We start from the raw sequence: 26417 nt of genomic DNA on the forward strand, positions 1-26417 counted from the left end.
GTCGGTGGTGGGTGGTCCGCCTGTTGATGTGGTGAGGGTCTCGGCTTGTCCTGTTGATGTGGTGAGGGGTCTCGTCGGCGGTTGGTGGGCTGTCATGACGTGATACGGGCGCTCGCCGGTGGTTGGACGGCAGCCGCGAAGGCATAGCGGGGTTGCCTGTTGCGCGTTGCGCGTCGGCGATGCTGACGACGGGCAGACACCGGCTGCCGATGGTTGGGCGGTTCCAACGACGTGGAGAGACGGCCGTTGATGAAGGCCCAGTCCGCGACGGTGTGGTGAGCGCAATCGTCGGTGGCTGGGCGGTGGCCGTGAGGGCACGTCGGTCGTCAGATGGCAGCTGCGGACCGCCTGGCGTCACCGGTGGCTAGGTGGCGAGGCCTGACAAGGGGCGGCTGGTTGGATGGGGGAGGGGCGTGGAGGGCGCGTTGGTGGGTGACAGCTGTGACAGCGTGGTGAAGCCGGTCGTCGGCGTCAGGCGGTAGTCGTGACGGGCGGATGCCGCTGGTGAGGCTGGGCGTCGGGCGTCAGCCGGCAGTCCTGACGGGCGGATGCTGGCGGTGAGGCGGTAGTCGTGACGCGGGCTCTGGCGGGGTTAGGCGGCTGTCCTGACGGCCGGATGCTGATGGTGAGGTTGGGCGTCGGGCGTCAGCCGGCAGTCCTGACGGGCCGATGCTGGCGGTGAGGCGGTAGTCGTGACGGGGGGCTCTGGCGGGTTAGGCGGCTGTCGTGACGGGCGGATGCTGGTGGCGAGGCCGACCCATCGGGCGTCAGGCAGTAGTCCTGACGGGCGGATGCTGGTGGTGAGGCGGTAGTCGTGACGGGGGCCCTGGCGGGTTAGGCGGCTGTCTTGACGACGTGGAGGAGTTCGGCCAGCACCTCGGTGTTGAGCTGGTACGCCAGCTTCACCTCGCGGATCATGCGTTGACGCTCCCGATCGTCCAGTTCGAGCTCGTCCAGCCGCGCGCGGTACTCGTTCTTGAACCTCGGCAGGCTGCCCAGACCGTCGAAGATGTAGAAGTCGACGCCCCCGTCAGTGCCGTATCCGTAGATCTTCTGCAGCTCCATGCGGATGAACTGACCGCCGGAAAGATCGCCCAGGTAGCGCGTGTAATGGTGCGCGATGTAGCCACTTGGCCAATCGGCCACCTGGTGGATCCGCGCGACCAGCGTGCGGGTGGCTTTGGACGGCACGATCCGGCTTCGCCAGCTCGGGCCGTAGATCGTCGCGAGGTCCCGCTCCAGTGCCCGCTCTCGATACAGCTCAGGAAAGACGAAGCGGCCCGCCACCGGATGATCGGAAAGTTGGCGTGACACGCCGTCAAGTGCCATGTACGCGAAGTAGTGCTGAGCTACCATTTCGCCGTATTCCTGCTCGCTCAGGCGGCCGCCCATGAGCTCCGCGAGATAGCTCTCGCCTTCGGCGGACTCGTGGTCAGCCCAGGTGGCGTTCTTCAGGGTTTCGGAGAACGGGGTGCTCACGGCCTACCTCAACTCGCACGGGAAGTTTCATGACAAAGTGTCACAAACATCGGCATCCGGCGTCAAGTTGATGACGACACCGTGTCATCAAAATCCGGCTCTTCTCTCTCGTACCCAGGAAACACCACGTCAAGGGGTCACCTCGCCTTCGTGCCCGAGAGCGATGAGCGCCAGGTTGCGGAGCGATGGGGTTCCGGGGGTGAAGTAGTCGCTGTGCCCGCCCGCGCCCACCGCGAAGACACGAGCCCCGAACGAAGGGCTCATAGGGTCGGCGCCGAAGCCCATGGGGCCGAGCTTGACCTTCGGCACGAACCTGACCCAGTCGCTCTCCCCGAGCCCTGCCCAGATCCGCAGCGGCACCACCCGTGCACCTCTCGCGCCGCTCTGAGAACCCTCCTCGCTTGCCTTGCGCCGGCTGACCAGCAAGTCCGCCGTGCCACATACGCCCGGCGAACCTGTCGCGCCCTGATCGTCCTGCGCGCCGGTCGTGCCGTGGGTGTCCTGCGGGCAGGTTGCACCTTGAGTGTCGTGTCCGCCTTTCATGCCGAGCGTGGTGTTTGCGGTGGGGGCGCTGATGGCGGCTCGGGCGGGCTCTGCGTTGCGGGTCGGCTGGGCCAGGGTGGCGGCAGAGGGTGCGTCGAGGCCGGGGCTGCCGAAGACGGCGAGGTCGGTCACGGGTAAGCCGGGGACGGCTTTGGCGCACAGGACCGAGCCGTAGCTGTGGCACAGCAGTGCGATCGGGGAGGGGGTGCGTGCGTGGAGCTCCGAGATGGTGCGGCGCAGTGCGCGGGCGCCTTTGAGCGCCGCGTCGCTGGTGATCACACTTAGGCTCAGCGTGGGTGGGGAGTCGTAGCCCAGCCATGCCACCACCGCCAGCCGCTCGCGGGGGGCGAGCCGTGCGGCCTCCGCCAGCAGGGCTCTCGCCGCGCCTCCGGGGCGCTTCGTGCCGTCGTCGAACGTGGCCACCGTCGTGTCGGCGCCGGGCACGATGACCGCTACCCGGTCGGCGGTGGCCAGGTCGCCGTAGATCCGCACCAGCCGCCCGCTCGGCTGCCCCGGCCACACCACGAGCGCGCCCACCGTCACGAGCCCCGCGAGGAGAAGGTTTCTGAGCATGCGGGGAACGTTACGGAGAGTGGCCTGCTGTCCGCGTCACCGCAGGGTTTGACCTTTTCCGTAGTACTGGAGGGGGAGGCGGGGTTACGTCGCGTGCTCGGTGTGGTGCGTGCCGGGCGGCCTGATGACTGTCGAGCGACTTGAGACTTGAATGGGGCTCTGCCTCGGCGTGCCCCGTCAGGGGGCTTTCAACGGCGTGTGGGTGGAGGCGCGCGTCCCGGCGGCGCTTCGGATCAGGTTTGGAGGGTCCCAGCAGAGCACGATGCGTGACCGTCCGCTCGACCGTGGCTCGGGAGGAGGGCTGCCTGCAACCCGTCCCGGGTGGGCGCGGTCGCGCGCTCCGCGGCCTTCTCCGGTCATGCCAAAAGGAGCCAGCCATCCGCAACGCCGCCGACTTCTCCAAGGGCGGGGCTGGGTCTTCGGTTCGACGCTGTGTGTGGTGCCGGTTGTGTGAGTGGAGGTGGGAGACGTTGCCGGTTCAGGGCTGCGGCGTGGCCGGGGCGGCGGGGTTCCTGGGCGTGTGTTGTGTGTGGTGGCGGTCTGTGCAAGTGGGGGGCGGGTGATGTTGCCGATTCAGGACTGCGCCTGGCGGTGGTGGCGGGTCGCGGAGGTCCGCATCGGCCGCCCCCGGTCAGCGGGTGTAGCGGTGCTTGGCGCCCGGAGGGAAGTACTCCGGGTCGCCGGACTCCCGTAGCCGGATGAACGGCACCTGCTGCGGGACAGGCACATAGTGGGCGAACTCGCTGTTCAGCCGCCGCAGCTGGGCCAGGATGGACCCGCCCACGGCCTGGGCGATCTCGTCGGTCGGTTTCTCGCCGGGCATCAGCTCCACCGTGATCGTCAGGTGCCGGTCCCGGTCGGCGTCCTCCACCACCTCCATCACGAACTTCCCGGTGACCGAGCCGCTGACCTCCGGCTGCTCCAGGCCGACCGCGATGTTCTCCGGGTAGACGTTCGCGCCGTAGTAGGACACGGTGAAGTGGCTGCGGCCGAAGACGTACACGAACGGCCGCTCCGGCCCCTCGGCCGCCGGCTCGAAGCCGTGCCGCCGGACGAAGCCCAGCATGTCCTCGTACGGCACCACGCCGCCCTCGTCGGCGATGTGGTAGCGGATGAGCGGGATGCCGTTGTCGCCGGAGAAGAGCAGGGTGCCCTCGTGCTCCTCGAAGAAGCGGACCTTCGGGTCGTACTGGATGAGCGTCGGAAGCCTGGACTCGCCGAACAGTTCCCTGGCCGTGTCCGGGCGCGTGGACAGGAAGCGCCGGATCTCGACGGACAGCGGGGTCTCGTTGCCCAGGACGCCCGCGTCGGCGGTGCCGTACAGGGAAGCGATGCCCCGGACGGGATCCGCGATCCCCGCCCGCTGCGCGACCAGCGTGCGCCACTCCTCGCTGAACACCTCGCCGGCCGTGACGAGCTTGATGTCCCAGTCGGCCCAGGGGAGGTCCTCGGTGTCGATGACGTTCTTGAGGAACGGCGGGTAGCCCAGGAGTACGACCTGGTCGAAGTGGGGCGCCAGCTCGGGGATGACCCGCAGGATCTCCCTCCGGTCGGTGCCGGGGGCGACCACGGTGATCGGGTAACCGCGTTCGGCCAGGTGGCGACAGCAGTTGACGGTGAACAGGCCGCCGACCCAGGTGCCCAGGGCGAAGCAGACGACGGCGAGGGTACGGCGCTCGCGGGCGCCGAAGGAGTCCCTGAAGACCTCCTCGAAACGGGCGGCGATCACCCGCTCGTCCGCCGCCGAGCGCGGCCAGAAGGACGGGACGCCGGTCGAGCCGGAGGACACGGCGATGATGTCGCCGATGGTGCCGTTCCTGCACAGGTCGGGGAGGGGGTGGCGGTGGGTGTAGTTCTCCTTGGACGTCATCGGCAGCCCGACGAAATCCTGAAATGTCGTGACCTGCTCGGGGTTGATGTGGTTCTCCGCCAGAAAGGCTCTGTAGGCGGGAACGGTCGCCGCCACCTGATGGAAGAGCTCAACCGGGTCCATCAGCCGACTGTACGGCGGCGGCCCCCGAAGGGGAACGGGGCGCCAGACTGGTACGGGTTACTCGCCGGGGCGGACCAGGCCGGTCTCGTACGCGAAGACGATCGCCTGGGCGCGGTCGCGCAGGCCGAGCTTCATCAGCACCCGCCCGACATGCGTCTTGACCGTCTGCTCCGCCACGAACAGCTTCTCCGCGATCTCCTGGTTGGACAGCGCCTGCGCGACCAGCGTCAGCACCTCCGTCTCGCGCTCGGTCAGCTCGGCCGGCCGCGTGCCCGGCACCGGTCGCCGCGCGCCCAGCTTGGCGAACTCGTGGATGAGCCGCTTGGTGATCGCCGGAGCGATGAGCGCCTCCCCGGCCGCGACCACCCGCACCGCCTCCACGAGCTGGGCGGCGGAGGCGTCCTTGAGCAGGAACCCGCTGGCCCCGGCCCGTAACGCCTCGTAGACGTAGTCGTCGAGGTCGAACGTCGTCAGGATGAGCACCTTCGGCGCCCCGCCCCGGGACATGAGCTCCCTGGTCGCCTCCAGGCCGTTCATGACCGGCATGCGCACGTCCATGAGCACCACGTCGGGGCGCAGCGCCGAGGCGCGCTCCACGGCCTCCCGCCCGTTGGCCGCCTCGCCCACGACTTCGATGTCCGGCTGCCCGCTCAGGAACACGGTGAACCCCGTGCGCACCATCCCCTGGTCATCCGCGATCAGAACCCGGATCAAGCCCTCTCCCTCTCCGCGGCCATCCGGCGCCGTCCCTTGTGACGAATCGTCAGGAGTGCTCATGGGCCTCCTCGCCGGCGTCGGTGACGGGCAGCGTGGCGCGTACCTCGAAGCCTCCGCCCGCCACGGGACCGGCGTCGAGCGTACCGCCGAGCAGCGTCGCCCGTTCGCGCATGCCCACCACCCCCTGACCGGCGCCCGGCCCCGCGCCGGGCGCGGCGCTCGGGCCGTTGGCGACGCGCAGCCGCAGCTCACCCCGGCGGTGCGCGACGTCCAGCGTCACCGTCGAGCCGGGCGCGTGCCGCATCGCGTTGCTGAGCGACTCCTGCACGATCCGGTACGCCGACAGCCCCACGGCCGGAGGCAGCCGGTCGAGCGGGCCGGCGCGCTCGACGAGCACGGCCAGCCCGGCGGCCCGGGCGTTGGAGACCAGCTCGTCGAGCCGGTCGAGCCCGGGCTGAGGGGCCGTGTCGACGCGTCCGTCCTGATCGCGCAGCACGCCGAGGACCTGGCGCAGCTCGGCGATCGCCTCCAGCGACAGCCCCCGGATCTCCGCCAGCCCTGCCTCCAGCTGCGCCGGATCACCCCTGGCCTTGAGCGGTACGGCCTCCGCCTGGATCGCGATCACCGACATGTGGTGCGCGACCACGTCGTGCAGCTCCCTGGCGATGCGGGCCCGCTCCGCCAGCACCGCCTGCGCGCTCTCGGCCTGCCGGGTGCGCCGCTCCTCCGTCTTCAGCTTCGCCGTGGCGGAACGGCGGACCCGGACGTTGTAGCCGAACAGCACCGCCACCGACACCACGACCATGGTGACCGGCATCGAGTCGGGGTCGATGATCCACGTGGCCAGGAACATGACGACCCAGACGGCCACCGTGATCCGCCGGTCGCAGCGCACGGCCACGGAGTAGAGGACCAGCAGATGGGAGATGATCAGCCATGTCGTGTACGGCATCCCGCCGTCGGAGAACCCGACCGTCCTGGTGACCCCGACGGCCACGGGCATCAGCGCGATCGACACCCGCCAGGCCGCCAGCGGCCACCGGTCGCGCAGGGCGATGGGCAGGGCGACCGCCACGGCGGTGAGGTAGACGAAGCCGTCCCAGATCGGCCCTCGTCCATCCGGCGCGGGCGGTGGGGCGGAGATCCACGACCGCACCGTGCTCTGCGTCTGCAGGTAGAGCAGCAGCGCCAGTATCAGCTCCGCCACCTGGACGAGGCTGATCGTGGTGATCGGGACGAGCGGTCTGAGCCACTGCGGCACCCCGAACGCCAGCCGCCGCGCCTTGGGCGGCGGATCGGCGTCACCCTGGAAGAAGGCGAGCCCGAACGCTCCCAGAACGGCCCACCCGACCCGTCCCGCCGACGTCCCGTGCCGCCCCGAGAACTCCGGTCCCGCCGACGTCCCGTGCCGCCCCGAGAACTCCGGTCCCGCCGACGTCCCGAGCGGCCCCAAGAACGCCCGTTCGCCGTCGCTCAGCTCGGCGTCGCTCACCTCCCCGCCGGTCCCTTGGCCGTCGTTCCGTTGGCTGTCGCTCCATTCGCCGTCTGTGCTGGACGGTGACCAGCCGACCCGCTCGTCCGCACGCTCCCCGCCACCACCCCGCCGGGCTGCCGCCTCATCGTCGTGCGGCTCGGCCACCGCCTCCTCGCCGCCCTCGCCTGGCGCCCCTGCCCACTCCCCGGCGCCCGCGCGACGGCGGCGGTTGAGGAGGAAGCGGCGGCGGGGGACGGAGATCACCTGGTCAAGGGTACGGGCGCGGGCCCCGCCAGGCGTCACACCAGGGTTTGATCCCGCACGTCCCTCTCAGGTATCGCTTACACAATTACGATCGCCGTGAGCGAACATCGGCAAGAGAGGGAACAACGAAGGGCTCCAATGAATTGAGTCGGTATAACTCAACCCTTTGGAGTTCGCATGAGTGAGAGCCTGATCCTTCCGGTCCTGCCGCTGGACGACGAGGTCGTCCTGCCGGGCATGGTGGTTCCGCTGGACCTGTCCGACTCCGAGGTGCGGGCCGCCATCGACGCTGCCCGTGCATCCGGTGGCAACAAGCCGCGGGTCCTCCTCGTTCCCCGGATCGACGGCCGTTACGGCGCCATCGGCGTGCAGGCCGTTGTGGAGCAGGTCGGGAGGCTGCCGGGCGGCGAGCCCGCCGCCGTGGTACGGGGCGTCAACCGCGTCCGCGTGGGCACCGGCACGACGGGCCCGGGTGCCGCGCTGTGGGTCGAGGCCGACACGATCGACACCGTCGCCGCCGGCGAGCGCGCTCAAGAGCTGGCCAAGGAGTACAAGGCGCTGGCCACCACGATCCTCCAGAAGCGCGGCGCCTGGCAGGTGGTCGACCAGGTCAACCAGATCGACGATCCCTCGGTGCTGGCCGACAGCTCCGGCTACACCCCCTGGCTGACCACGGCGCAGAAGGTCGAGCTGCTCGAAGCCGCCGACCCCGCCGAACGGCTGGCCAAGCTGGTCGAATGGTCCCGCGAGCACCTCGCCGAGCTCGACGTCGCCGAGACGATCCGCAAGGACGTCCAGGAGGGCATGGAGAAGCAGCAGCGCGAGTTCCTGCTGCGCCAGCAGCTTGCCGCCGTGCGCAAGGAGCTCAAGGAGCTCAACGGCGACACCGGGACCGAGGAAGAGGACTACCGCGCCCGCGTCGAGGCCGCCGACCTGCCGGAGAAGGTGCGCGAGGCCGCGCTCAAGGAGGTTGACAAGCTGGAGCGGACCTCCGACCAGTCCCCTGAGACCGGCTGGATCCGCACCTGGCTCGACACGGTGCTCGACATCCCCTGGAACGACCGTACCGAGGACAACTACGACATCACCGGCGCGCGGGCCGTGCTCGACGCCGACCACACGGGCCTGTCCGACGTGAAGGACCGCATCATCGAGCACCTGGCCGTGCGCAAGCGCCGCCAGGACAAGGGCCTCGGCGTGGTGGGCGGCCGCCGCAGCGGCGCCGTGCTCGCCCTCGCCGGCCCTCCCGGAGTCGGCAAGACGTCTCTGGGCGAGTCCGTGGCCCGCGCGATGGGCCGCAAGTTCGTACGCGTCGCGCTCGGCGGCGTGCGCGACGAGGCCGAGATCCGCGGCCACCGGCGCACCTACGTCGGCGCGCTGCCCGGCCGCATCGTCCGCGCCATCCGCGAGGCCGGCTCGATGAACCCGGTCGTCCTGCTCGACGAGGTCGACAAGGTCGGCGCCGACTACCGCGGCGACCCGACGGCGGCCCTGCTGGAGGTGCTCGACCCGGCCCAGAACCACACCTTCCGCGACCACTACCTCGAGGTCGAGCTGGACCTGTCCGACGTGCTGTTCCTGGCCACGGCCAACGTGCTCGAGGCCATCCCCGGGCCGCTGCTCGACCGGATGGAGATCGTCACGCTCGACGGCTACACCGAGGACGAGAAGGTCGCGATCGCCCGCGACCACCTGCTGCCCCGGCAGCTGGAGCTGGCCGGGCTGAGCGCCGAGGAGGTCAAGGTCGAGGACGACGCGCTGCGCAAGCTGGCCGGCGAGTACACCCGCGAGGCGGGCGTCCGGTCGCTGGAGCGCTCGGTCGCCAGGATCCTGCGCAAGGTGGCGGCCAAGGACGAGCTGCCCGTCACGGTCGGCGAGGGCGACCTCGTGGGCTACCTCGGACGGCCGCGGTTCGTGCCGGAGTCGTCGCTGCCCGAGTCCACCCAGCGCACCTCGGTGCCGGGCGTGGCCACGGGCCTGGCGGTCACCGGAGCGGGCGGCGACGTCCTGTACGTCGAGGCGTCCATGGCCGACCCGGAGACCGGCGAGACCGGCCTCACGCTGACCGGCCAGCTGGGCGACGTGATGAAGGAGTCGGCCAGGATCGCGCTGTCCTACCTCCGCTCGCACGGGGCGGAGCTGGAGCTGCCGGTCACAGCGCTGAAGGACCGCTCGGTCCACGTCCACTTCCCGGCGGGCGCCGTGCCCAAGGACGGCCCCTCGGCCGGTGTGACGCTGACGACCGCGCTGGCCTCCCTCCTGTCGGGCCGGCTCGTACGCAGTGACGTGGCCATGACCGGCGAGATCTCCCTGACCGGGCGGGTCCTGCCGATCGGCGGCGTCAAGCAGAAGCTCCTGGCCGCCCACCGGGCGGGCATCACGACCGTCCTCATCCCGGCCCGCAACGAGCCGGACCTGGACGACGTGCCCGAGGAGGTCCGCAAGGAGCTGACCATCCACACGGTGAGCGACGTGCGCGAGGTCCTCGACATCGCGCTGACCCCGGCGCAGGTGGCCGCCACGGCCGCCGCCTAATCAGGGCATAAGTGGGCGAATCATTCAGTCATTTGACTGGATGATTCGCCCATGCTGTCATGGGGGCATGTTGTACGAGACCCCGGCGCTGGAGCCCGTGGACAAGGCGGTCCTCGAGGAGATCGAGGAGATGCGGCGCGACCTGAAGTACCGGCTCGCCGAGACGCATCGGTGGGACGGGCAGCTGCGCAGACAGTTGCAGGCGCGGGCGATCCAGGGCTCTAACTCTATCGAGGGCTACCAGGCCAGCGTCGAGGACATCCAGTCGATCATGGCGGGAGAGGAGCCGCTGGAAACGTCCGCGCCGGTGGCGCGGGAGATCGCGGGATACCAGCAGGCGTTGACCTTCATCCAGCTGCTGTCTCGCGCATCGGTATTCCGATTCGACGTGGGGCTGCTCAACTCGCTCAATTTCATGATGATCGGCCATCATCGCGACAAGACCCCCGGTGTGGTGCGGCCGGGCGGCATCTATGTGCGCAATTCCGCGACCGGAGAGGTCGTCTACGAGGGGCCGGACGCCGAGCAGGTGCCCGGCCTGATGGACCAGCTTGTCGAGTGGCTGAACGGCGGGGATCCCGACGCGCCGAGCTATGTGCGCGGCGCGATGGCGCATTTCAACCTCGTCTCGATCCATCCCTGGCGTGACGGTAACGGCAGGATGTCGCGCGCTCTGCAGACGTTGGTCCTCGGCAGGGATCAGATTCTCACCCCCGAGTTCTCCTCCATTGAGGAGTGGCTCGGCTTGGGCGAGAACACGATCGACTACTACCGCGCGCTTCGCGAGACTCAGCAAGGCGCATGGCGGCCGCATGGAGAGATGCTCGGGTGGGTGCGGTTCTGTTTGAAGGCGCATCACATGCAGGCCCAGCGGGTCCGCCAGCGCCTCGCCGAAGCCGGCGAGATCTGGATGCTCCTGGAGGAACAGGTCGACGCCGACGGGCTCAACAGCCGTACCGTCTCCGCGCTCTACGAGGTCTTCGTGAACAGGCGGCTGCGCAGGAGCCGCTACCAGGCCGACGAGGGCCTCAGCCAGGGGCAGGCCGCGCGTGACCTGCGCGATCTGGCCGCCAAGGGCTGGCTCCGGCCGTACGGCGAGACCAAGGGCCGCTTCTACGCCCCGGGGCCGCGCATGGAGCGGATCAAGGCCGACTTCGCCGAACGCGTCACCCCGCTACGCGACCCGTACCGCTAGCGGAGCTGTTCGAGCAGGTCGGCGGCCACCGCCAGGATGCGGCACTCCGCCGGGGTGAGCTGGGCGGCCATGGCCTCGGCCAGCCACAGATCCGCGGTGCCGACCTGCCTGGTGAGCGCCGCCGTGCCGTCCTGCGTGAGGACGATGTGGTGCCTGCGGCGGTCGCTCTCGCCGCGCGAGCGGCGGATCAGGCCCTGCTCCTCCAGCGAGGCGAGCGCGCGGGTCACGGACTGGGGCTGGAGGTGCTCGGCGGCGGCGAGCTCTCCCGCCGTCATCGCGCCGCGCCGGTGCAGGTGGCCGAGCAGGGAGAGGGCCAGGCGGCCGAGGCCGTGCGCGGGGCGCTCGTCGCGCAGCCGCCGCGCCAGGCCGATCGTCGCCCGGCGGAGTGCCACGGCTGTGGCCCGCAGGTCCTCGTCGTCCATGATTATTACGATAGCACTTACTAATTCGACCGCATCAAGCGACGAGAGCGCGTTCGCTTACTACGTAATGCGTAGGAAATTGGGATAGGCTGCGGCGCGTGCGGATCGAGCTGCGACACATGGCGGCCGCCGGGCTGGGGCTCGGCGGGCCGGTCGCGTGGGGGGTCGCCGCGGGGCGGCCCGCGGTCGGCGCCCTGGCCGCCATCGGAGCCCTGGCCGTGAGCGGCCTCTTCGCCGGCGAGGTCCGGCCGGGCCTTCGCCGCCTCCTGATCCATGGGGCCGCCGCGGTGGCGGGCACCGCCGTGGCCGGGCTCGCCGGGGTCCTGGCCGCGGGGCGCGGGTGGCTCACCGCTGTCACCGTCGTGCTGATCGCGGGCCTGCTCGCGGTGGCCGGCGGCATCAGCCGCCCGATGGCCGAGCACAGCACTCGCTTCATCGTCTTCATGGTCATCAGCACCGGCCTGGCGAAGGGCGTCGAGCCGGTCGCCGCCGCCGTGCTGTTCGCCGGAGGCGCGGCGTGGGGCCTGCTGGTCACCGCGCTCTGCCTCCACGCGCGGAAGGGGCCCGCCGAGCCGGGGGAACTGCCCCGGCCGGCTCCTCCGGCGAGAGCACTGCTGCGGCGCTGGTGGAGGACGCTGGGGAACGCGTCCGGGTGGCAGTACCCCATCCGCCTGACCGCCTGCCTGGCCACCGCCGAGGCCGTCGGGCTCCTGTGGCCGCAGCCGACCGCGTCGTGGATCGCCGTCACCGTGGTGATCGTCGTCCGGCGCCGCCTGGACGGCGCGGCCAGGCGGTCGGCCGAGCGGGCCGCCGGCACCGCCGCCGGAGTGGTCGCCGGATCCGCCGTGCTGGTGTGGGCGCCGCCGTCGTGGCTGTTCGTGCTGCTCGTCGCCGCGCTGGCCGCGGCCAGGCCGGCGCTCAAGGAGCGCGACTACACCCTGTACGCGACCGTCATGACCCCGCTCGTCCTGCTGCTGATGGAGGGCGGCGCACGTGTGCCACCCCCCACGATCGGGTACCGGCTGGCGGACACGGCCATCGGCTGCGTACTGGCCCTGGGGATCGGTTATCTGCCTTGGGTGGTACGCCGGGAAAGGAGCGTTCGTGCCGTCATGGGCTGAACATGCGATCTGGTGGCACGTCTACCCGCTCGGCTTCACCGGAGCGCCCGCCACGGCAGACCCCGCCGACGGCGTGCGGCACCGCCTGCGCCATCTCGAGTCGTGGCTGGACTACGCGGTCGAGCTGGGCTGTTCGGGCCTCCAGCTCGGCCCGGTCTTCGCCGCCGAGACTCACGGGTACGACACCGTCGACCACCTCAGGATCGATCCGCGCCTCGGCGACGACCGCGACTTCGACGCCCTCGTCGCCAAGGCGCGCGACCGCGGGCTGCGCATCGTCCTCGACGGCGTGTTCAACCACGTGGGCCGCTCCTTCGCGGCCGGCGAACGCTGGTTCAGGCGCGGCCCCGGCGGCCACGAGGTCTTCGAGGGCCACCACGGGCTCGTCACGCTCGACCACGCCGAACCCGCCGTGCAGCAGTACGTCACCGGCGTGCTCGACCACTGGCTCCGCCGCGGCGCCTCGGGCTGGCGGCTCGACGCCGCGTACGCCGTGCCGGCGTGGTTCTGGCGCAAGGTCCTGCCGGAGGTACGCCGACGGCATCCCGAGGCGTGGTTCGGCGGCGAGGTGATCCACGGCGATTACGCCGGCTACGTCACGGAGTCGGGGCTCGACTCGGTCACCCAGTACGAGCTGTGGAAGGCCATCTGGAGCTCGCTCAACGACCGCAACCTCTTCGAGCTCGCCTGGGCCCTCGACCGCCACGACCAGCTGCTCGACACGTTCGTGCCGCTCACGTTCGTCGGGAACCACGACGTCACCAGGCTCGCCACCCGGCTCGACGACCCCCGCCACCTCGGACACGCGCTGGCCGTGCTGTTCACCGTCGCGGGCCTGCCCAGCGTCTACTACGGCGACGAGCAGGCGTTCCAGGGGCTGAAGGAGGAACGGGCGGGCGGCGACGACGCGATCAGGCCGGCGTTCCCCGCCGAGCCGGGCGGCCTGGCGCCGTACGGGACCGAGGTGTACCGGCTCCACCAGCGGCTCATCGGCTTCCGCAGACGCCACCCGTGGCTGCACCGGGCCCGGACCACCGCCGAACAGCTCACCAACACCACCGTCGCGCTCCGCGGCCGCGGGGGACCCGGCGAGGAGGTCCTCACGCTGCTGAACCTCGGCGACCAGCCGCACCGCTTTCTCATCGGCGACGCGCGGCCCGCCTTCCCGGACGACCGGGGGGACCCGGCCCTGGTCCCCGCCCACGGCTGGCGCATCGTGACCCAGATCACTAACGAAGTAGGGAATAAGGGGAGTCAAGGGATCCGTTGAAACCGGCGTGAACGAGGCATACGCGTACGACACGAGCGCCCACCGGGACGGCTCGTGTTGTCGTATGGGGCGAATGCCGAGCTGAAGCAGAGATCCGCCCGTTCCTCCGTGAAGGTCATGATGATCGCACCTTGTTTCGTGCTGCGCAGGCTGAGCCACCTGCCCTTCCACCCCGGCACCCGCTGACGCCGCCCCCTTTCTTCCTTCATGTGATGTACGTTTCCGCGGCCCGCCGACGGGCCGCTCTCAGTCGTGGGGATATTCCGTGATCCAGGCTTCAGGCCTGCGCAAGCAGTACGGGGACACCGTCGCGCTGGACGGCGTCGACCTGCACGTGCGCGAAGGCGAGATCTACGGCGTGCTCGGCCAGAGCGGCGCCGGCAAGAGCACGCTCCTGCGCTGCGTCAACCTGCTCGAACGCCCCACCGCGGGCACCGTCACCGTCGCGGGGCAGGACCTGACCGCGCTGCACAGCGCCGAGCTCAACCGCGCCCGCCAGCGCATCGGCATGATCCACCAGCACTTCGCGCTGCTGAACTCGCGCACGGTCGCGGGCAACGTCGCCTTCCCCCTGGAGATCATGGGCGTGCCCAGGGCCGAGCGCGACCGCCGCGTGGCCGAGCTGCTGGAGCTCGTCGGGCTCGCGGGCCGCGGCAAGGACCGCCCGAACCAGCTCTCCGGCGGCCAGAAGCAGCGGGTCGGCATCGCCAGGGCGCTCGCGGGCAACCCGTCCGTGCTGCTGTCGGACGAGGCCACCTCGGCGCTCGACCCGGCCACCACCCAGTCGATCCTCGCCCTGCTCAAGCGGCTCAACGCCGAGCTGGGCCTGACGATCCTGCTCATCACCCACGAGATGAACGTCGTCAAGAGCGTCTGCGACTCCGTCGCCATCATGGCGAACGGGCGCATCGAGGAGTCGGGCGCCATCGCGGACCTCATCCGTACCCCGGGAGCCCGCTTGACCAGGGAGATCTTCCCGCTGCCCGAGCCCGCCCCGGCCGGCTCGGTGACGCTGACGTTCACCGGCGACCCGCGGCAGCCGGTGGTGTCGGAGGTGGTCAGGAAGTTCTCCGTGGACCTGAGCATCCTGGGCGGCTCGATCGAGGACCTCGCCGGCGGCTCGGTGGGCCGGCTGCGGGTCGCCCTCGACGGCGCCGAAACCGCCGCGGCGCTGGCGTACCTGCGTGACGCGGGCCTGATCGTGGAGGTGGAAGGCGCATGAACTGGGACGAGATCCTGCCGCTGCTCGGGCCGGCGACGCTGGAGACGGCGCAGATGGTCGGCTGGTCGACGCTGTTCACGGCGCTGCTCGGGCTGCCGCTCGGCGTGGCGCTGGTGGTGTTCGACCGGAACGGGCTGCGGCCGGCGCCGGCGCTCAAGTCCGCCCTCGGGTTCGTGGTCAACATCGGGCGGTCGCTGCCGTTCATCGTGCTGATGATCGCGATCATCCCGTTCACCCGGCTCGTCGTCGGCACGACCATCGGGACGGCCGCGTTCGTGGTGCCGCTCACCGTCGGCGCGGTGCCGTTCTTCGCCCGCCTCGTCGAGACGGCGCTCAGGGAGGTCGGCCCGGACGTGGTGCAGGCCGCGCAGGCCATGGGCGCGAGCCGGGCCACCATCGTGCGCAAGGTCCTGCTGCCCGAGGCGCTGCCCGGGCTGGTCGCGGGCCTGACCGTGACCGTCGTCGCGCTCATCGGCTACAGCGCCATGGCCGGCACGCTCGGCGGCGGCGGGCTGGGCGACCTGGCGGTCCGGTACGGCTACCAACGGTTCGAGACGTTGCTGATGATCGTGACCGTCGTCCTGCTGCTCGTGATCGTGCAACTTCTCCAAAGCCTGGGCGACTGGGTCGCTCGGCGCCTATCTCACAAATAAGGAAAAATCATGAAATTTCGTTATATAGCGGGTGCTGTTGCGCTGGCCTTGTCGCTCGCCGCATGCGGATCGTCGCAGTCCGCGACGCAGGCCGCCGAGTCGGCCGACACCGTGCTGAAGGTGGGCGCCAGCCCGGTGCCGCACGCGGAGATCCTCAACTTCGTCAAGCAGAACCTGGCCCCGGCCGCCGGGCTCAAGCTCGAAGTCGTGGAGTTCACCGATTACGTGCAGCCGAACGTGCAGCTCGACGAGGGCCAGTTGAGCGCGAACTTCTTCCAGCACAAGCCTTACCTGGACGACTTCAACGCCTCCAAGGGCACCAAGCTGGCCTTCGTCACGCCGGTGCACCTGGAGCCGCTGGGCCTCTACTCCAAGAAGATCACCTCCGTGTCCGCGCTGGCCGCCGGCGCGACCGTGGCCGTGCCGAACGACGCCACCAACCTGGGCCGCGCGCTCAAGCTGCTCGCCGACAACGGCCTGGTCAAGCTCAAGGACGGCGTCGGCACCGCCGCCACCGAGCGCGACGTGGTGGACAACCCGAAGAAGCTGCAGTTCAAGCCGCTCGAAGCCGCTCAGCTCCCGCGCTCGCTGGAGGACGTGGACGCCGCCGTCATCAACGGCAACTACGCCATCGAGGCGGGGCTCAAGCCCGCTTCGCAGGCGCTGGTGCTGGAGAAGACCGAGGGCAACCCGTACGTGAACGGCCTCGTCGTCAAGGCCGGCCACGAGAAGGACGCCAACATCGTCACGCTCGGGAAGCTGCTGCAGGACCAGAAGGTCAAGGACTTTATCAAGCAGAAGTACGAGGGCTCTGTCATCCCCGCCGAGTAATGGTATGGTTACGCACAGGTGATGGGCGAGGCTGAAGGCACCGGGTAACCGGGAAACGGCTCCTGGCCTGCTATCGGCCATCACCCCATCGCGGACGGCACGCCGTCCGGGGCGTTTGTCAACCGCCCATACGCTACGGTCGTCCGGCAGCCAGTCGGCAGTCGCGAGAGTGAGCCCCCTCCTCCCAGGTGGGGGCAGTTGGCCAAGCAGAAGTACGGTGGCGACTCATGCCGCTGCGAAGTGACGAGGCTTCCGGATATCTCGACGACCGAATAGTGTTCGGCCATGTATCCGGGAGCCATCGCAGCAGTCACCCCAGACAAGCCCGCTGTGATCATGGCGGGCTCCGGACGGATCATCACCTACCGCGAGCTGGACGAGGAGTCCAACCGGCTGGCCCACCTGCTCCGTGCCGCCGGGCTGCGCCCCGGTGACCACATCGCCTTCATGCTCGCCAACCACCCCCTCTTCCTGGCCGTCGCCTGGGCCGCGCAGCGCTCGGGGCTGTACTACACGCCGATCAGCTCCCGCCTGCAGACCGACGAGCTGGCCTACATCATCGACAACTGCGGCGCCCGGGCGTTCATCTCCAGCGCCGACCTGGCCGCCGTCGCCACCTCGGTCACCGCCGCCACGCCCGGGGTCGAGACGCGGCTCATGCTGGACGGCACGGCCGAGGGCTTCGAGTCGTACGAGGAGGCGGTCGCCAAGCAGCCGGCCACCCCGATCGACGACGAGTGCATGGGCGTGGACATGCTCTACTCCTCGGGCACCACGGGACGGCCGAAGGGCGTCAAGATCCCGTCGGCGCACGGCCCGCTCACCGAGCCCGGCACCCTGCTCCAGCTCATCCAGGCGCTGTTCGCGCCGTCGGCGGACAGCGTCTACCTCTCGCCGGCCCCGCTCTACCACGCCGCCCCGCTGCGCTACAGCCTGACGTTCCAGCGGCTCGGGGCCACGGTGGTGGTGATGGAGCGCTTCGACCCCGAGCAGTTCCTGGCGCTGGTGGAGCGGTACGGGGTGACGCACGCGCAGCTCGTGCCCACGATGTTCATCAAGATGCTCAAACTGCCCGAAGAAACGCGGACAAAGTACGATCTTTCCTCGCTCGCGTACGCGATCCACGCCGCCGCCCCCTGCCCCGTCCCCGTCAAGGAGCAGATGATCGACTGGTGGGGCCCGATCATCCACGAGTACTACGCGGGCACCGAAGGCAACGGCTTCCTCTACGTCAACTCTCACGACTGGCTCCGGCACAAGGGCACGGTCGGCCGCTCCCTGCTCGGCGTCGTGCACATCTGCGACGAGGACGGCAACGACCTGCCCCCGGGCGAGCACGGCACGATCTACTTCGAGAAGGGCGGCCGGTTCGAGTATCACGACGACCCGGACAAGACCCGCTCCGCGCAGGACCCCCGGGGCAGGGGCTGGACCACGCTCGGCGACATCGGCCGCCTGGACGCCGACGGCTTCCTCTACCTCACCGACCGCCGCTCGTACATGATCATCTCCGGCGGGGTGAACATCTACCCGCAGGAGGCCGAGAACGTCCTGTCGGTGCATCCGAAGGTGGCCGACGTGGCGGTGTTCGGGGTGCCGGACGAGGAGATGGGGGAGCAGGTCAAGGCCGTGGTCGAGCCGGTCTCCATGGCCGAGGCCGGCCCGGGGCTGGAGGCGGAGCTGATCGCGTACTGCCGCGAGCGGCTGGCCCACTACAAGTGCCCGAAGTCGGTGGACTTCCGCGAGCAGCTGCCCCGCCACCCGACGGGCAAGCTCTACAAGCGCCTGCTCAGGGACGAGTACTGGCCGGCTTCCGGGTAAATTCTCCGCATTTTCTCCTGGCCGTCGCCGGTGGTCCCACCTTGGCCGATAAGGCTTCCGTTCACTCTTCTCATGAAGCTCTGATCAGCGGCTTAACCAGCTCTTACGCGTCTCTTGGCACCCTTGAGTCATCGGTACTCGAGGGAGATGACAGATGAACGCGAACGAGCCTCGCGAGCACGGGACCGGCGGGTGGAGCCAGTTCGGCAGCACCCCGCCGGCCGCCGGGGGCTTTCCCCGGCGGGACACGCAGATCATGGAGCAGCCGGCCCTGTTTTCCTCGCCACCGAAGAAGCGCGGCTTCGCCGCGGGCCGCAAGGCCGTCGCCGGGCTCGCCCTGGCGGCCACGGCCATCGGCGGCGGCGTCGTGGGGGCCGTCGTCGCCAACGCGTTCCAGCCGGCGCAGCTGGCCAGCAGCGCCACGCCGAGCCCCGTGTTCAAGTCGGCCTCCAACCAGCTCACCGTCGCGCAGGTGGCCGCCAAGGTGCAGCCGACCGTCGTGATGATCCAGGGTCAGACTGGTGAGGGCTCCGGTGTCGTGCTGTCGGAGGACGGGCTCATCCTCACCAACAACCACGTGGTCGTGGGCGCCGGCCAGGGCGGCGGGCAGATGACCGTCAAGTTCAACGACGGCAAGACCGCCAAGGCCAGCGTCGTCGGCACCGACCCGTCCACGGACCTGGCCGTCATCAGGGCGGAAGGCGTGTCGGGGCTGACCAAGGCCACGCTCGGCGACAGCGACATCGTCAAGGTCGGCGACCCCGTACTGGCCATCGGAAGCCCGCTCGGCCTCGACGGATCCGTCACCGCGGGCATCGTCAGCGCGCTCGACCGCACGCTCACCGTCGGCGGCGAGCAGCGCCAGCAGATCCCGCCCGGCTGGGGCTGGGGCCAGCAGCAGGACCAGGGGAGCGGGACCACCACGATCGGCGGCGCCATCCAGACCGACGCCTCGATCAACCCCGGCAACTCCGGCGGCGCGCTGGTGAACGCCGCGGGCGAGCTGATCGGCATCAACACCGCGATCGCCTCGGACGCCGCGGGCGGCGGCGTCGGCTTCGCCATCCCGGTCAACACCGCCAAGCAGGTCTCCGAGCAGCTCATCAGCAGCGGCAAGGTCAGCCACGCGTTCCTCGGCGTGAGCGTCACCGACGCGACCGGCGACGTGCCAGGAGCCCTCGTCAGGCAGGTCACCGACGGGAGCCCGGCGGCCAAGGCGGGACTGCGGCAGGGCGACCTGATCACCAAGATCGGTGACAAGGCGGTTGACGGGGGGGATACTGTAGTTGGGCAGGTCAGAGGTTTCAAACCGGGCCAACAGGTCAAGATCACATACATGAGGGACGGCAAGACGTCCGACGTCACCGTGACCCTCGAAGAGAAGAAGTAACAAAGGACCCCCTCCCGGACGGGTGTGCCGTTGAGATCGCTGCGGACTCGGCGGCACACCCCCCATTTCAGGAGAAGCGTCTGCCCTCGTCGCGGCGGTAGGCCCAGCCCGCGGCGAGGGCGAGGACGACCGTCCAGACGGCCAGCATGACGACGGCGACCACGTTCGGGGCGCGGTCCGCGGTCACCGCCCAGAGCAGCTCGGCCGCACCCCGGGCCGGCGTGTACGGGGAGACGGCCTCGATGAAGCCGGGCAGGACCTGAGGCGGCAGCAGCAGCCCGCCCAGCACGGCCAGCGGGAAGAACAGGATCTGCGACACCGCGATGGCCCCCTTCGAGCTCAGCAGGAAGCCGATGAGCAGGGCCAGCAGCATGAACGGGATCCCGCCGGCGACCAGCACGGCCAGCCCGAGCAGCAGCTTCACCGGCGTGATGGTGGCCTCCGTGAGGAGCGCCGCCACCAGCAGCACGGGGATCACCGAGACCAGCATGACGGCCACCGTCGTCAGGATCCGCCCGGCGAAGCGGGGGAACGGGCCCGCCGGGAGCGTGCGCAGGTAGGGGTTCCAGGGCTGCTCGCGGTCCTGGGAGACGGTGATGCTGAGCCCGAACAGCGCGCCCGACATGGCCCCGAAGAACATCAGCGACGCCGTCGCCATCGTGGCCTGCTGCGGATCCCGCCCCGCGAACGGCACCACGAACGCCAGCATCGACGCGGCCGGGAAGAACGCGCTCGCCAGGAGGCTGATGGGCACCCGCAGCTGCTCCAGCATGAGGTAGCGGGTGTGCGCGAGGACCAGGCTAGGCATGGGCCGGCTCCTTCGAGGTGATGGTGAGGAAGGCCTCCTCCAGGGTGGTCGGCCTGATCTCCAGGCCGGAGAACGGGGTGCCGCTGCGCACCAGCTCGACGACCAGCCGGTCGGGGTCGGTGGTCATGAGGTGGGTCCGGCCGTCCTCGTGCTCGGTGCCGATCACGCCGGGCAGCTCGGGCAGGTTCTCGGCGACGAGCGAGACGCGCCGCACGCCCACCATGTCGCGTACGGCCCGCACCGTGTCGTCGGCCAGCACGCGGCCGTGGCCCACCACCACGACCCGCTCGGCCAGGGCCTCGATCTCCTCCAGGTAGTGGCTGGTCAGCAGGACGGTGCCGCCGCCCTCATGGAAGGATCTGATGCCCTCCCACAGCGAGCGCCTGGCCTCGACGTCCAGGCCGGTCGTGGGCTCGTCCAGGAAGACCAGCCGCGGGTCGCCCGCGAAGGCCAGCGCCACGGCCAGCCGCCGCTTCTGCCCGCCGGACAGGCCGCCGACCTGCCGCTTGGCCAGGTCGTCGAGGCCGAAGCGGGCCAGCAGCTCCCCTTTATCCGCTTTTTTCGGGAAATGTGCGGAGACGAAGTCGACGATCTCGCCGACGCGTAACGACTCGGGCAGCCCGGTCTCCTGCGGGGTCACGCCGATGCCGCGGCGCATGGCCGGATCCTGCGGGGAGCCGCCGAACAGCTCCACCGTGCCGGAGGTGGGGCGGCGCAGCCCCACGAACAGGTTGATCAGGGTGGACTTGCCCGCGCCGTTCGGGCCGAGCAGTCCGACGAGCTCGCCCGCCCGGATGTCGAGCGAGACGCGGTCGAGCGCCAGCACGTCGCCGTAGCGGCGGGTGGCCTCGATCGCTCTGGCGAGGATGGTCATGGCATCACTCCAGGGTTGTCCCAGCGTTGTCCAGCAAGGCGCGGATCGCCTTGGTGTAGTCGTCGAAGGCCAGCCGCCCGCGCTTGGTGAGCGCCGCGAACGTGACCGGCGTGCGGCCCTTGTGCGTCTTGGTGATCTGGACGTATCCGGCGTCCTCCAGCTTGCTGAGGTGCACCGACAGGTTGCCCGCGGTCATGCCCAGCAGGTCCTTCAACGCGGGGAAGGCCATCTCGTTGCCCTCGCCGAGCACGTTCAGCGCGGCGACCACCCGGAGCCTGGCCTGCGCGTGGATCACCGGGTCGAGCTCCGGCGGGGCCTTGTCCGCGGTCACCGGTAGCGCCGCCTGAGCCACAGGCCCGCGACGATGAAGCCGCCTCCGAGCAGCACCGCGGTCAGGAGCGCGTGCCAGCCGGCGCCGAGCAGCACGCCCACGGCGTCGACGCCCGCGACCCACGCCCCGATGAAGAACATCGGCCAGTTGAGCCAGATCGCGCCCCCGGCCATGTGCATGACCGCGACGACCATGAGCGACGCGCCGCCCCAGACGAGGCCGCTCTCCTCGGGCGGCAGGAGGTCGCTCACCCTGCTGGCGATGACGACCACGAGCATCATCCCGGCGAACCACGCGTAGCCGTACATGGTGCCCCTGGCCGTGTCGTCGCCGCGGACGGCCTTGCTCATCCGTACGATCCCGAACGCGGCCACCGCCCCCGCCACGAGCTGCGCGCCCATCAGCACCGCCAGCGCCTGCATCTGGGAGATCGGCGCGTACGGGTGGCCTTCGAGGCCGTAGTGGAGGAAGAACGCGGTGAAGCCGAGCAGCCAGGCGACGCCCCAGGGGGCGTAGAGCAGGAGCGGATCGCCGTGCAGCCACCTCGCGGTGGCGGCCCGCTGCTCCTCGATGACGCGCAGCATCTCCTCAGGGCTCGCCACCTGGTCGTCGTCGCTCGTCATCGCAAACTCCTCGATCCTGCAAACTGGTTTGTACTTTAAACCAGATGGCCGCGCCAACTCAATGGCCGGCCGGTCAGGAGGCTCAGCGCCTGGTCAGGACCTCGGACTCCCACAGATCGCGGTAGTAGCCGGGCACCGAGACGAGCTCGTCATGCCGTCCGCGCTGGATGACCCGGCCCTCTTCGAGCACCACGACCTCGTCCACGCTCTCCAGCCCCTTGAGCCGGTGGGTCACGAGGAGCGTGGTGCGGTCGCGGGTGACGTCGAGCAGGTCGCCCATCAGCCGGTCGGCCGTCTCCTCGTCGAGCGCCTCGGCGGGCTCGTCGAGCAGCAGGACCGGCGGGTCGTACAGCAGGGCCCTGGCCAGGGCGAGGCGCTGCAGCTGCCCGCCGGACACGGTCCTGCCGTCCTCGCCCAGCTCGGCGTCCCACCCGGTCCGCTTGACCCAGCCGTCGAGCCTGGCCTCGCGTACGGCCCGCTCCAGCTCCTCCTCGCTGGCCTCCGGGCCCGCGAGGCGCAGGTTGTCCTTCAGGCTGGCGCGGAAGATGTACGGGTCCTGGGTGAGGCCGGTCATGAGCGTCCGCACGTCGTCGCCGTCGAGGTCGCGTACGTCAACGCCGTTGACGCGGATGCTGCCCGACTCCGGCTCGACCAGGCGCATCAGGGCGGCCAGCAGCGTGCTCTTCCCCGCCCCGCTGGGGCCCACGATCGCCACCCGCCTGCCCGGCGTGAGCGTCAGCGACACCCCGTCCAGGGCGGCCCGCGTGCTCGCGCCCGCGGATGTGCCCGTCGTCGCGGCGGGGTGGCGGACCACCAGGTCGTCGATCTCGACGGTCAGTGGGGCCTCGGGCCGGGGCGCGGGCCGGGCGGGCTCCGCGACGGCCGGAGTGGCGGAGCGGACCTCGCGCAGGCGGCGCAGCGCCGCCGTGATCCCGGCCAGCCGCTCGCCCGCCGCCGCCAGCGGCAGCACCGGCTCGAACGCCACCAGGGCGGTCAGCGCGAGCACGGCCGTCGCGACCGAGCCGGCGCCCGCGCCCTGCGCGAGCAGGACGACGGCCGCCACCGTCAGGCCCTGTACGAGGGTGCCCCCGGCCAGGGCGGCGGCGTGGACGCGGGCCTGGCGGCGTTCGAGCGCGGCCAGGGACTCGTCGGCGGCCAGCGCCTTGGCCAGCGCCTCCTCGTCGGCGCCGTAGGCGGCCAGGTCGGCGGAGCCGTGCACCAGGTCGGCCACCCGGCCCGCCAGCGCGGCCCGGGCCGGGGCGATCCTGGCCGACCAGCGGCGGGCCGCGGCGGCCGTACCGGCGGGCAGTGCCACCCCGGCCACCACCAGCCCGGCCACCAGGACGAGCGCCGTCACCGGCAGGATGGTCAGGCCGATGACGACGGCCGCCAGCCCCGCCAGTGCCGCCGCGGCGGCGGGGAGCAGGCAGCGTACGAGCAGGTCCTGTACGGCCTCGGTGTCGTCGACCATGCGGCTGAGCAGGTCGGCGCCGCCGTGCCGGGGCCGCTGGGGCGGGATGAGGGCCCGGTAGAGCTGCTCGCGGGTGCCCGCCTGGGCGCGGAGCGCGACGTCGTGGCCGGTGAGGCGTTCGGCGTAGCGGAAGACGCCCTTGCTCGTGGCGAACGCCCTGGTCGCCACGATGGCCACGCTCAGGGCGGCCAGGCCCGGCTGCTGCGCGGCCCTGGTGATCAGCCAGGCGGCGGCGGCGATGAGCCCGAGCCCCGCCAGGTCCGCCGCCGCGCCCGCCAGGACGGCCCAGAGGAGCCGCGTTCCCATGCGCCGGTTCATCGCCCGCTCCCTTCGCCCGACCGCACCGCGGGTTCGGGGTCGTGGTGCGCGCGGGTGGTGTCGGAGACGACCCGGCCCTCGTGCACGCGGATGACGCGGTCGGCCAGGTCGATCATGGCCGGGCGGTGCGCGACGATGACGGCCGTGCGCCCCCGGGCCAGGTCCGCGGTGGCCGCCACCACGGCGGCCTCGCTGCGCCCGTCCAGGCGGGCCGTGGGCTCGTCGAGCAGCAGCACCGAGGCCGCGGGCCGGCAGAAGGCCCGCGCCAGAGCGATCCGCTGCCGCTGGCCGGCGGACAGGTTGGCGCCGCGCTCGCCCACCACGGTGTCGAACCCCTGCGGCAACGCCTCCACGAAGTCGGCGTGCGCGGCGGCCGCGGCCCTGCGGACCTCCTCCAGGGAGGCCGCGGGAGCCCCGAGCCGGATGTTGCCGGCCACGGAGGTGGCGAACAGGTGGGGCCGCTGCGCCACGAACGCCAGCCGCGCCCGCCAGCTCCCCAGGTCGAGCTCGCGCAGGTCGGTGCCGTCGACGAGCACCCGGCCCTGCGACGGCTGGACGAACCCGAGGACGAGGTGGAGCAGGGTGCTCTTGCCGCCGCCGCTCTCGCCGACCAGCGCCACGCGCTCCCCCGGGCCGATCGTGAGCGAGACGTCCTCCAGGGCCGCGACGTCACGGCCGGGGTAGCGCACGGTCACGTTCTCCAGGCGGATCTCAGGCGCTGCCTGGCCGGCCGGGTGGACCGACCCGCGTACCGGCTCGGGCTCGCCGGCGTCGTCCAGCACGGCGAAGGCCGCGTCGGCCGCCGCCACCCCCTCCATCGAGGCATGGAAGCGCGTCCCCATCGCCCGCAGCGGCAGGTACGCCTCCGGCGCCAGCAGCAGCACCAGCAGCGCCGTCGTCAGATCCAGCGACCCCCCGAGCAGCCGCAGCCCGATCGGCACCGCCACCAGCGCCAGCGACAGCGACGCGCACAGCTCCAGCACCAGCGACGACAGGAACGCCACCCGCAACGTCCGCATCGTCGCGCTCCGGTGCGCGTCCGCGACCTGCTGGATGACGCCCGCCTGGTAGCGGGCCCGGCCGAAGGCCCGCAGGGTGGGCAGCCCGCGCACCGCGTCGAGGAAGTGGCCGCCGAGCCGCGACAGGGCCAGGAACTGGCGCTCGGTGACGGCCTTGGTGGTCATGCCCACCAGGGCGCCGAAGACGGGGATCAGGGGCAGCGTGATCAGCACGATGAGGGCGCTGGCCAGGTCGGCGGCGAACAGCCGTACCAGCACCGCGAGCGGCACCACCCCGGCCACCGCGATCGACGGCAGGTAGCCGGTCAGGTAGGCGTCGAGCCCGTCCAGGCCCCGCCCCGTGAGCGTGACCAGCTCGCCCGAGCGGTGCTGCGTGAGCCGCCCGGGGCCCAGGTCGCGCAGCCGGGCCAGCAGCCGGTGGCGCAGCGCCGACTTCACGCCGGTGGCGGTGCGCCCGGCGAAGACGCCCTGCGTCCAGGCCAGCAGCGCCCGCACGCCCACCACCGCGGCCAGCCCCGCCAGGGCGACGGCGGTGAACCTGCCGGACAGCACCCCGGCCAGCAACTCGGCCTGCACCAGCACGAGCAGCCCCGCCAGCACCGCCGCGACCATGGTCACGGCCAGGTGGCGGCGGACCGACCGCTCGGCCCGCATGAGCCGTAGGAGATCCTTGTGCACGAGCCCTCAGAAGCCCTCAGAAGAACGACGGAAGCTGGACGGCGTCCTTCCCTGGGCGGAAAGTGCGCCACACCCATACTTGCGCGCCCAGGACGATGGGCGCGAACGGCAGCACCATGACACTGAGCACATTCAACGTGGCCGCCGGCGCGCTGTTCGCCAGCAGGTACGGCATCGCGCCCACGAGCACGCCCACCGCCGGGACCGCCGCCACGGCCCCCGACACCGCCAGGGCCCGCCCCGACCTGGACGCCCCGAAGACCCCGGGCGCCCGCCACGCCAGGAACGTCCACCCGTGGAAGGCGAACAGCAGCGTCACCACCGCCCCCAGCATCACCCCCACCGGGTGCACCGCCGGGGCCGTGAACCCCGTGGCCGCCGCGTAGACCGCCATGCCCCACCCGAACGACAGCCCCAGAGACCCGAAGGCGATCATCGCGTCCCAGAACCCCCGCCACCTGAACCCGTCCAGCCTGCGCCGGAACCACAGCCCCGCGTCCCGCAGGATCCAGCTCAGCAGCATCGCCACCACCAGCGGGTACAGCTTGAACAGCACCTCGCCTTCCAGCAGCGGATAGACGCCGAACAGCGTCCCGGCCACCGCCACCAGCCACACCTCGTTGGCCAGCACGTACGGCGCCATCGCGGCCACCATGCGGTCGCGGCCCTCGCGGGTCCTGCCCAGCAGCGGCAACAGCAGGCCCACCCCCAGGTCGAACCCCTCAAGGGCGAAATATCCGGCCAGCAGCACGGCGAAGAGAACGAACCAGATCACTTCCATGTCGGCACCTC

At 71.0% G+C, this 26417-nt stretch carries 22 protein-coding genes; 9 read left to right on the forward strand and 13 right to left on the reverse strand.

Annotated features, from left to right (window positions below):
• Window positions 1-834: 834 nt before the first annotated feature.
• The 5 genes from HD596_RS33870 to HD596_RS65055 all read right to left on the reverse strand — a co-directional run bounded on the left by HD596_RS33870 (window position 835) and on the right by HD596_RS65055 (window position 7043).
• The gene (locus HD596_RS33870) at window positions 835-1479 is read right to left on the reverse strand and encodes a biliverdin-producing heme oxygenase (protein ID WP_185073294.1); all 645 of its coding nucleotides are present in this window, start codon (window positions 1477-1479) and stop codon (window positions 835-837) included.
• A 129-nt stretch (window positions 1480-1608) separates the two neighbouring features.
• Window positions 1609-2595 carry an alpha/beta hydrolase gene (locus tag HD596_RS33875; RefSeq protein ID WP_185073295.1) on the reverse strand — a complete coding sequence of 329 codons (987 nt, stop codon included), beginning with the start codon at window positions 2593-2595 and terminating at the stop codon, window positions 1609-1611.
• 631 nt (window positions 2596-3226) lie between these two features.
• On the reverse strand, window positions 3227-4588 hold the full coding sequence (locus HD596_RS33880; protein ID WP_185073296.1) for a phenylacetate--CoA ligase family protein: 1362 nt from the start codon (window positions 4586-4588) through the stop codon (window positions 3227-3229).
• Window positions 4589-4645: 57 nt separating this feature from the next.
• Entirely contained in the window at window positions 4646-5302 is a 657-nt protein-coding gene (locus HD596_RS33885) for a response regulator (RefSeq protein ID WP_185073297.1), read from the reverse strand.
• A gap of 49 nt (window positions 5303-5351) precedes the next feature.
• Window positions 5352-7043 carry a sensor histidine kinase gene (locus tag HD596_RS65055; protein ID WP_185073298.1) on the reverse strand — a complete coding sequence of 564 codons (1692 nt, stop codon included), beginning with the start codon at window positions 7041-7043 and terminating at the stop codon, window positions 5352-5354.
• Between the two features lie 177 nt (window positions 7044-7220).
• Here HD596_RS65055 and lon point away from each other — a divergent pair, with 177 nt between their 5' ends.
• Window positions 7221-9578: an endopeptidase La gene (lon, locus tag HD596_RS33895; RefSeq protein ID WP_185073299.1), complete on the forward strand. Its 2358-nt coding sequence runs from the start codon at window positions 7221-7223 to the stop codon at window positions 9576-9578.
• Between the two features lie 97 nt (window positions 9579-9675).
• Window positions 9676-10773, forward strand: coding sequence for a Fic family protein (locus HD596_RS33900; RefSeq protein ID WP_313045451.1), 1098 nt, complete (start codon window positions 9676-9678; stop codon window positions 10771-10773).
• On the opposite strand, the gene HD596_RS33905 is transcribed toward HD596_RS33900, so the two are convergent.
• Complete coding sequence (locus tag HD596_RS33905) at window positions 10770-11195, reverse strand: MarR family winged helix-turn-helix transcriptional regulator (RefSeq protein ID WP_185073301.1); 426 nt, start codon at window positions 11193-11195, stop codon at window positions 10770-10772. The two genes, HD596_RS33900 and HD596_RS33905, sit on opposite strands and share 4 nt — an antisense overlap.
• Window positions 11196-11293: 98 nt before the next feature.
• On the opposite strand from HD596_RS33905, the gene HD596_RS33910 reads away from it, so the two are divergent.
• The 7 genes from HD596_RS33910 to HD596_RS33940 all read left to right on the forward strand — a co-directional run bounded on the left by HD596_RS33910 (window position 11294) and on the right by HD596_RS33940 (window position 19503).
• Window positions 11294-12316, forward strand: coding sequence for an FUSC family protein (locus HD596_RS33910; protein WP_185073302.1), 1023 nt, complete (start codon window positions 11294-11296; stop codon window positions 12314-12316).
• Entirely contained in the window at window positions 12300-13586 is a 1287-nt protein-coding gene (locus tag HD596_RS33915) for an alpha-amylase family protein (RefSeq protein WP_185073303.1), read from the forward strand. The genes HD596_RS33910 and HD596_RS33915 overlap by 17 nt, the downstream gene beginning before the upstream one ends.
• A gap of 265 nt (window positions 13587-13851) precedes the next feature.
• On the forward strand, window positions 13852-14808 hold the full coding sequence (locus HD596_RS33920) for a methionine ABC transporter ATP-binding protein (RefSeq protein ID WP_185073304.1): 957 nt from the start codon (window positions 13852-13854) through the stop codon (window positions 14806-14808).
• Complete coding sequence (locus tag HD596_RS33925) at window positions 14805-15461, forward strand: methionine ABC transporter permease (protein ID WP_185073305.1); 657 nt, start codon at window positions 14805-14807, stop codon at window positions 15459-15461. The genes HD596_RS33920 and HD596_RS33925 overlap by 4 nt, the downstream gene beginning before the upstream one ends.
• Window positions 15462-15470: 9 nt before the next feature.
• Window positions 15471-16292: a MetQ/NlpA family ABC transporter substrate-binding protein gene (locus HD596_RS33930; protein ID WP_185073306.1), complete on the forward strand. Its 822-nt coding sequence runs from the start codon at window positions 15471-15473 to the stop codon at window positions 16290-16292.
• Between the two features lie 285 nt (window positions 16293-16577).
• Window positions 16578-18113 (forward strand): AMP-binding protein, encoded by a 1536-nt coding sequence (locus tag HD596_RS33935; protein WP_185073307.1) that lies wholly within the window; start codon window positions 16578-16580, stop codon window positions 18111-18113.
• Window positions 18114-18267: 154 nt separating this feature from the next.
• Complete coding sequence (locus HD596_RS33940; RefSeq protein WP_185073308.1) at window positions 18268-19503, forward strand: S1C family serine protease; 1236 nt, start codon at window positions 18268-18270, stop codon at window positions 19501-19503.
• Between the two features lie 67 nt (window positions 19504-19570).
• Here the strand turns inward: HD596_RS33940 and HD596_RS33945 are convergent, their stop codons facing one another.
• The 7 genes from HD596_RS33945 to HD596_RS33975 form a co-directional block, all read right to left on the reverse strand.
• On the reverse strand, window positions 19571-20311 hold the full coding sequence (locus HD596_RS33945) for an ABC transporter permease (RefSeq protein ID WP_185073309.1): 741 nt from the start codon (window positions 20309-20311) through the stop codon (window positions 19571-19573).
• A complete protein-coding gene (locus HD596_RS33950) occupies window positions 20304-21185 on the reverse strand; it encodes an ABC transporter ATP-binding protein (protein WP_185073310.1) in 882 nt (293 codons plus the stop codon). Before HD596_RS33950 ends, HD596_RS33945 begins: the two co-directional genes overlap by 8 nt.
• A 4-nt stretch (window positions 21186-21189) precedes the next feature.
• Complete coding sequence (locus HD596_RS33955) at window positions 21190-21516, reverse strand: transcriptional regulator (protein WP_313045456.1); 327 nt, start codon at window positions 21514-21516, stop codon at window positions 21190-21192.
• A complete protein-coding gene (locus tag HD596_RS33960) occupies window positions 21513-22139 on the reverse strand; it encodes a transporter (RefSeq protein ID WP_185073312.1) in 627 nt (208 codons plus the stop codon). Before HD596_RS33960 ends, HD596_RS33955 begins: the two co-directional genes overlap by 4 nt.
• 82 nt (window positions 22140-22221) lie before the next feature.
• On the reverse strand, window positions 22222-23928 hold the full coding sequence (cydC, locus tag HD596_RS33965) for a thiol reductant ABC exporter subunit CydC (protein WP_246555030.1): 1707 nt from the start codon (window positions 23926-23928) through the stop codon (window positions 22222-22224).
• Window positions 23925-25625: a thiol reductant ABC exporter subunit CydD gene (cydD, locus tag HD596_RS33970; protein WP_313045459.1), complete on the reverse strand. Its 1701-nt coding sequence runs from the start codon at window positions 25623-25625 to the stop codon at window positions 23925-23927. The genes cydC and cydD overlap by 4 nt, the downstream gene beginning before the upstream one ends.
• A gap of 16 nt (window positions 25626-25641) precedes the next feature.
• Window positions 25642-26406 carry a cytochrome d ubiquinol oxidase subunit II gene (locus HD596_RS33975; protein WP_185073313.1) on the reverse strand — a complete coding sequence of 255 codons (765 nt, stop codon included), beginning with the start codon at window positions 26404-26406 and terminating at the stop codon, window positions 25642-25644.
• Window positions 26407-26417 lie beyond the last annotated feature (11 nt).

This window comes from Nonomuraea jabiensis (assembly GCF_014204795.1).
Taxonomy (GTDB): domain Bacteria; phylum Actinomycetota; class Actinomycetes; order Streptosporangiales; family Streptosporangiaceae; genus Nonomuraea; species Nonomuraea jabiensis.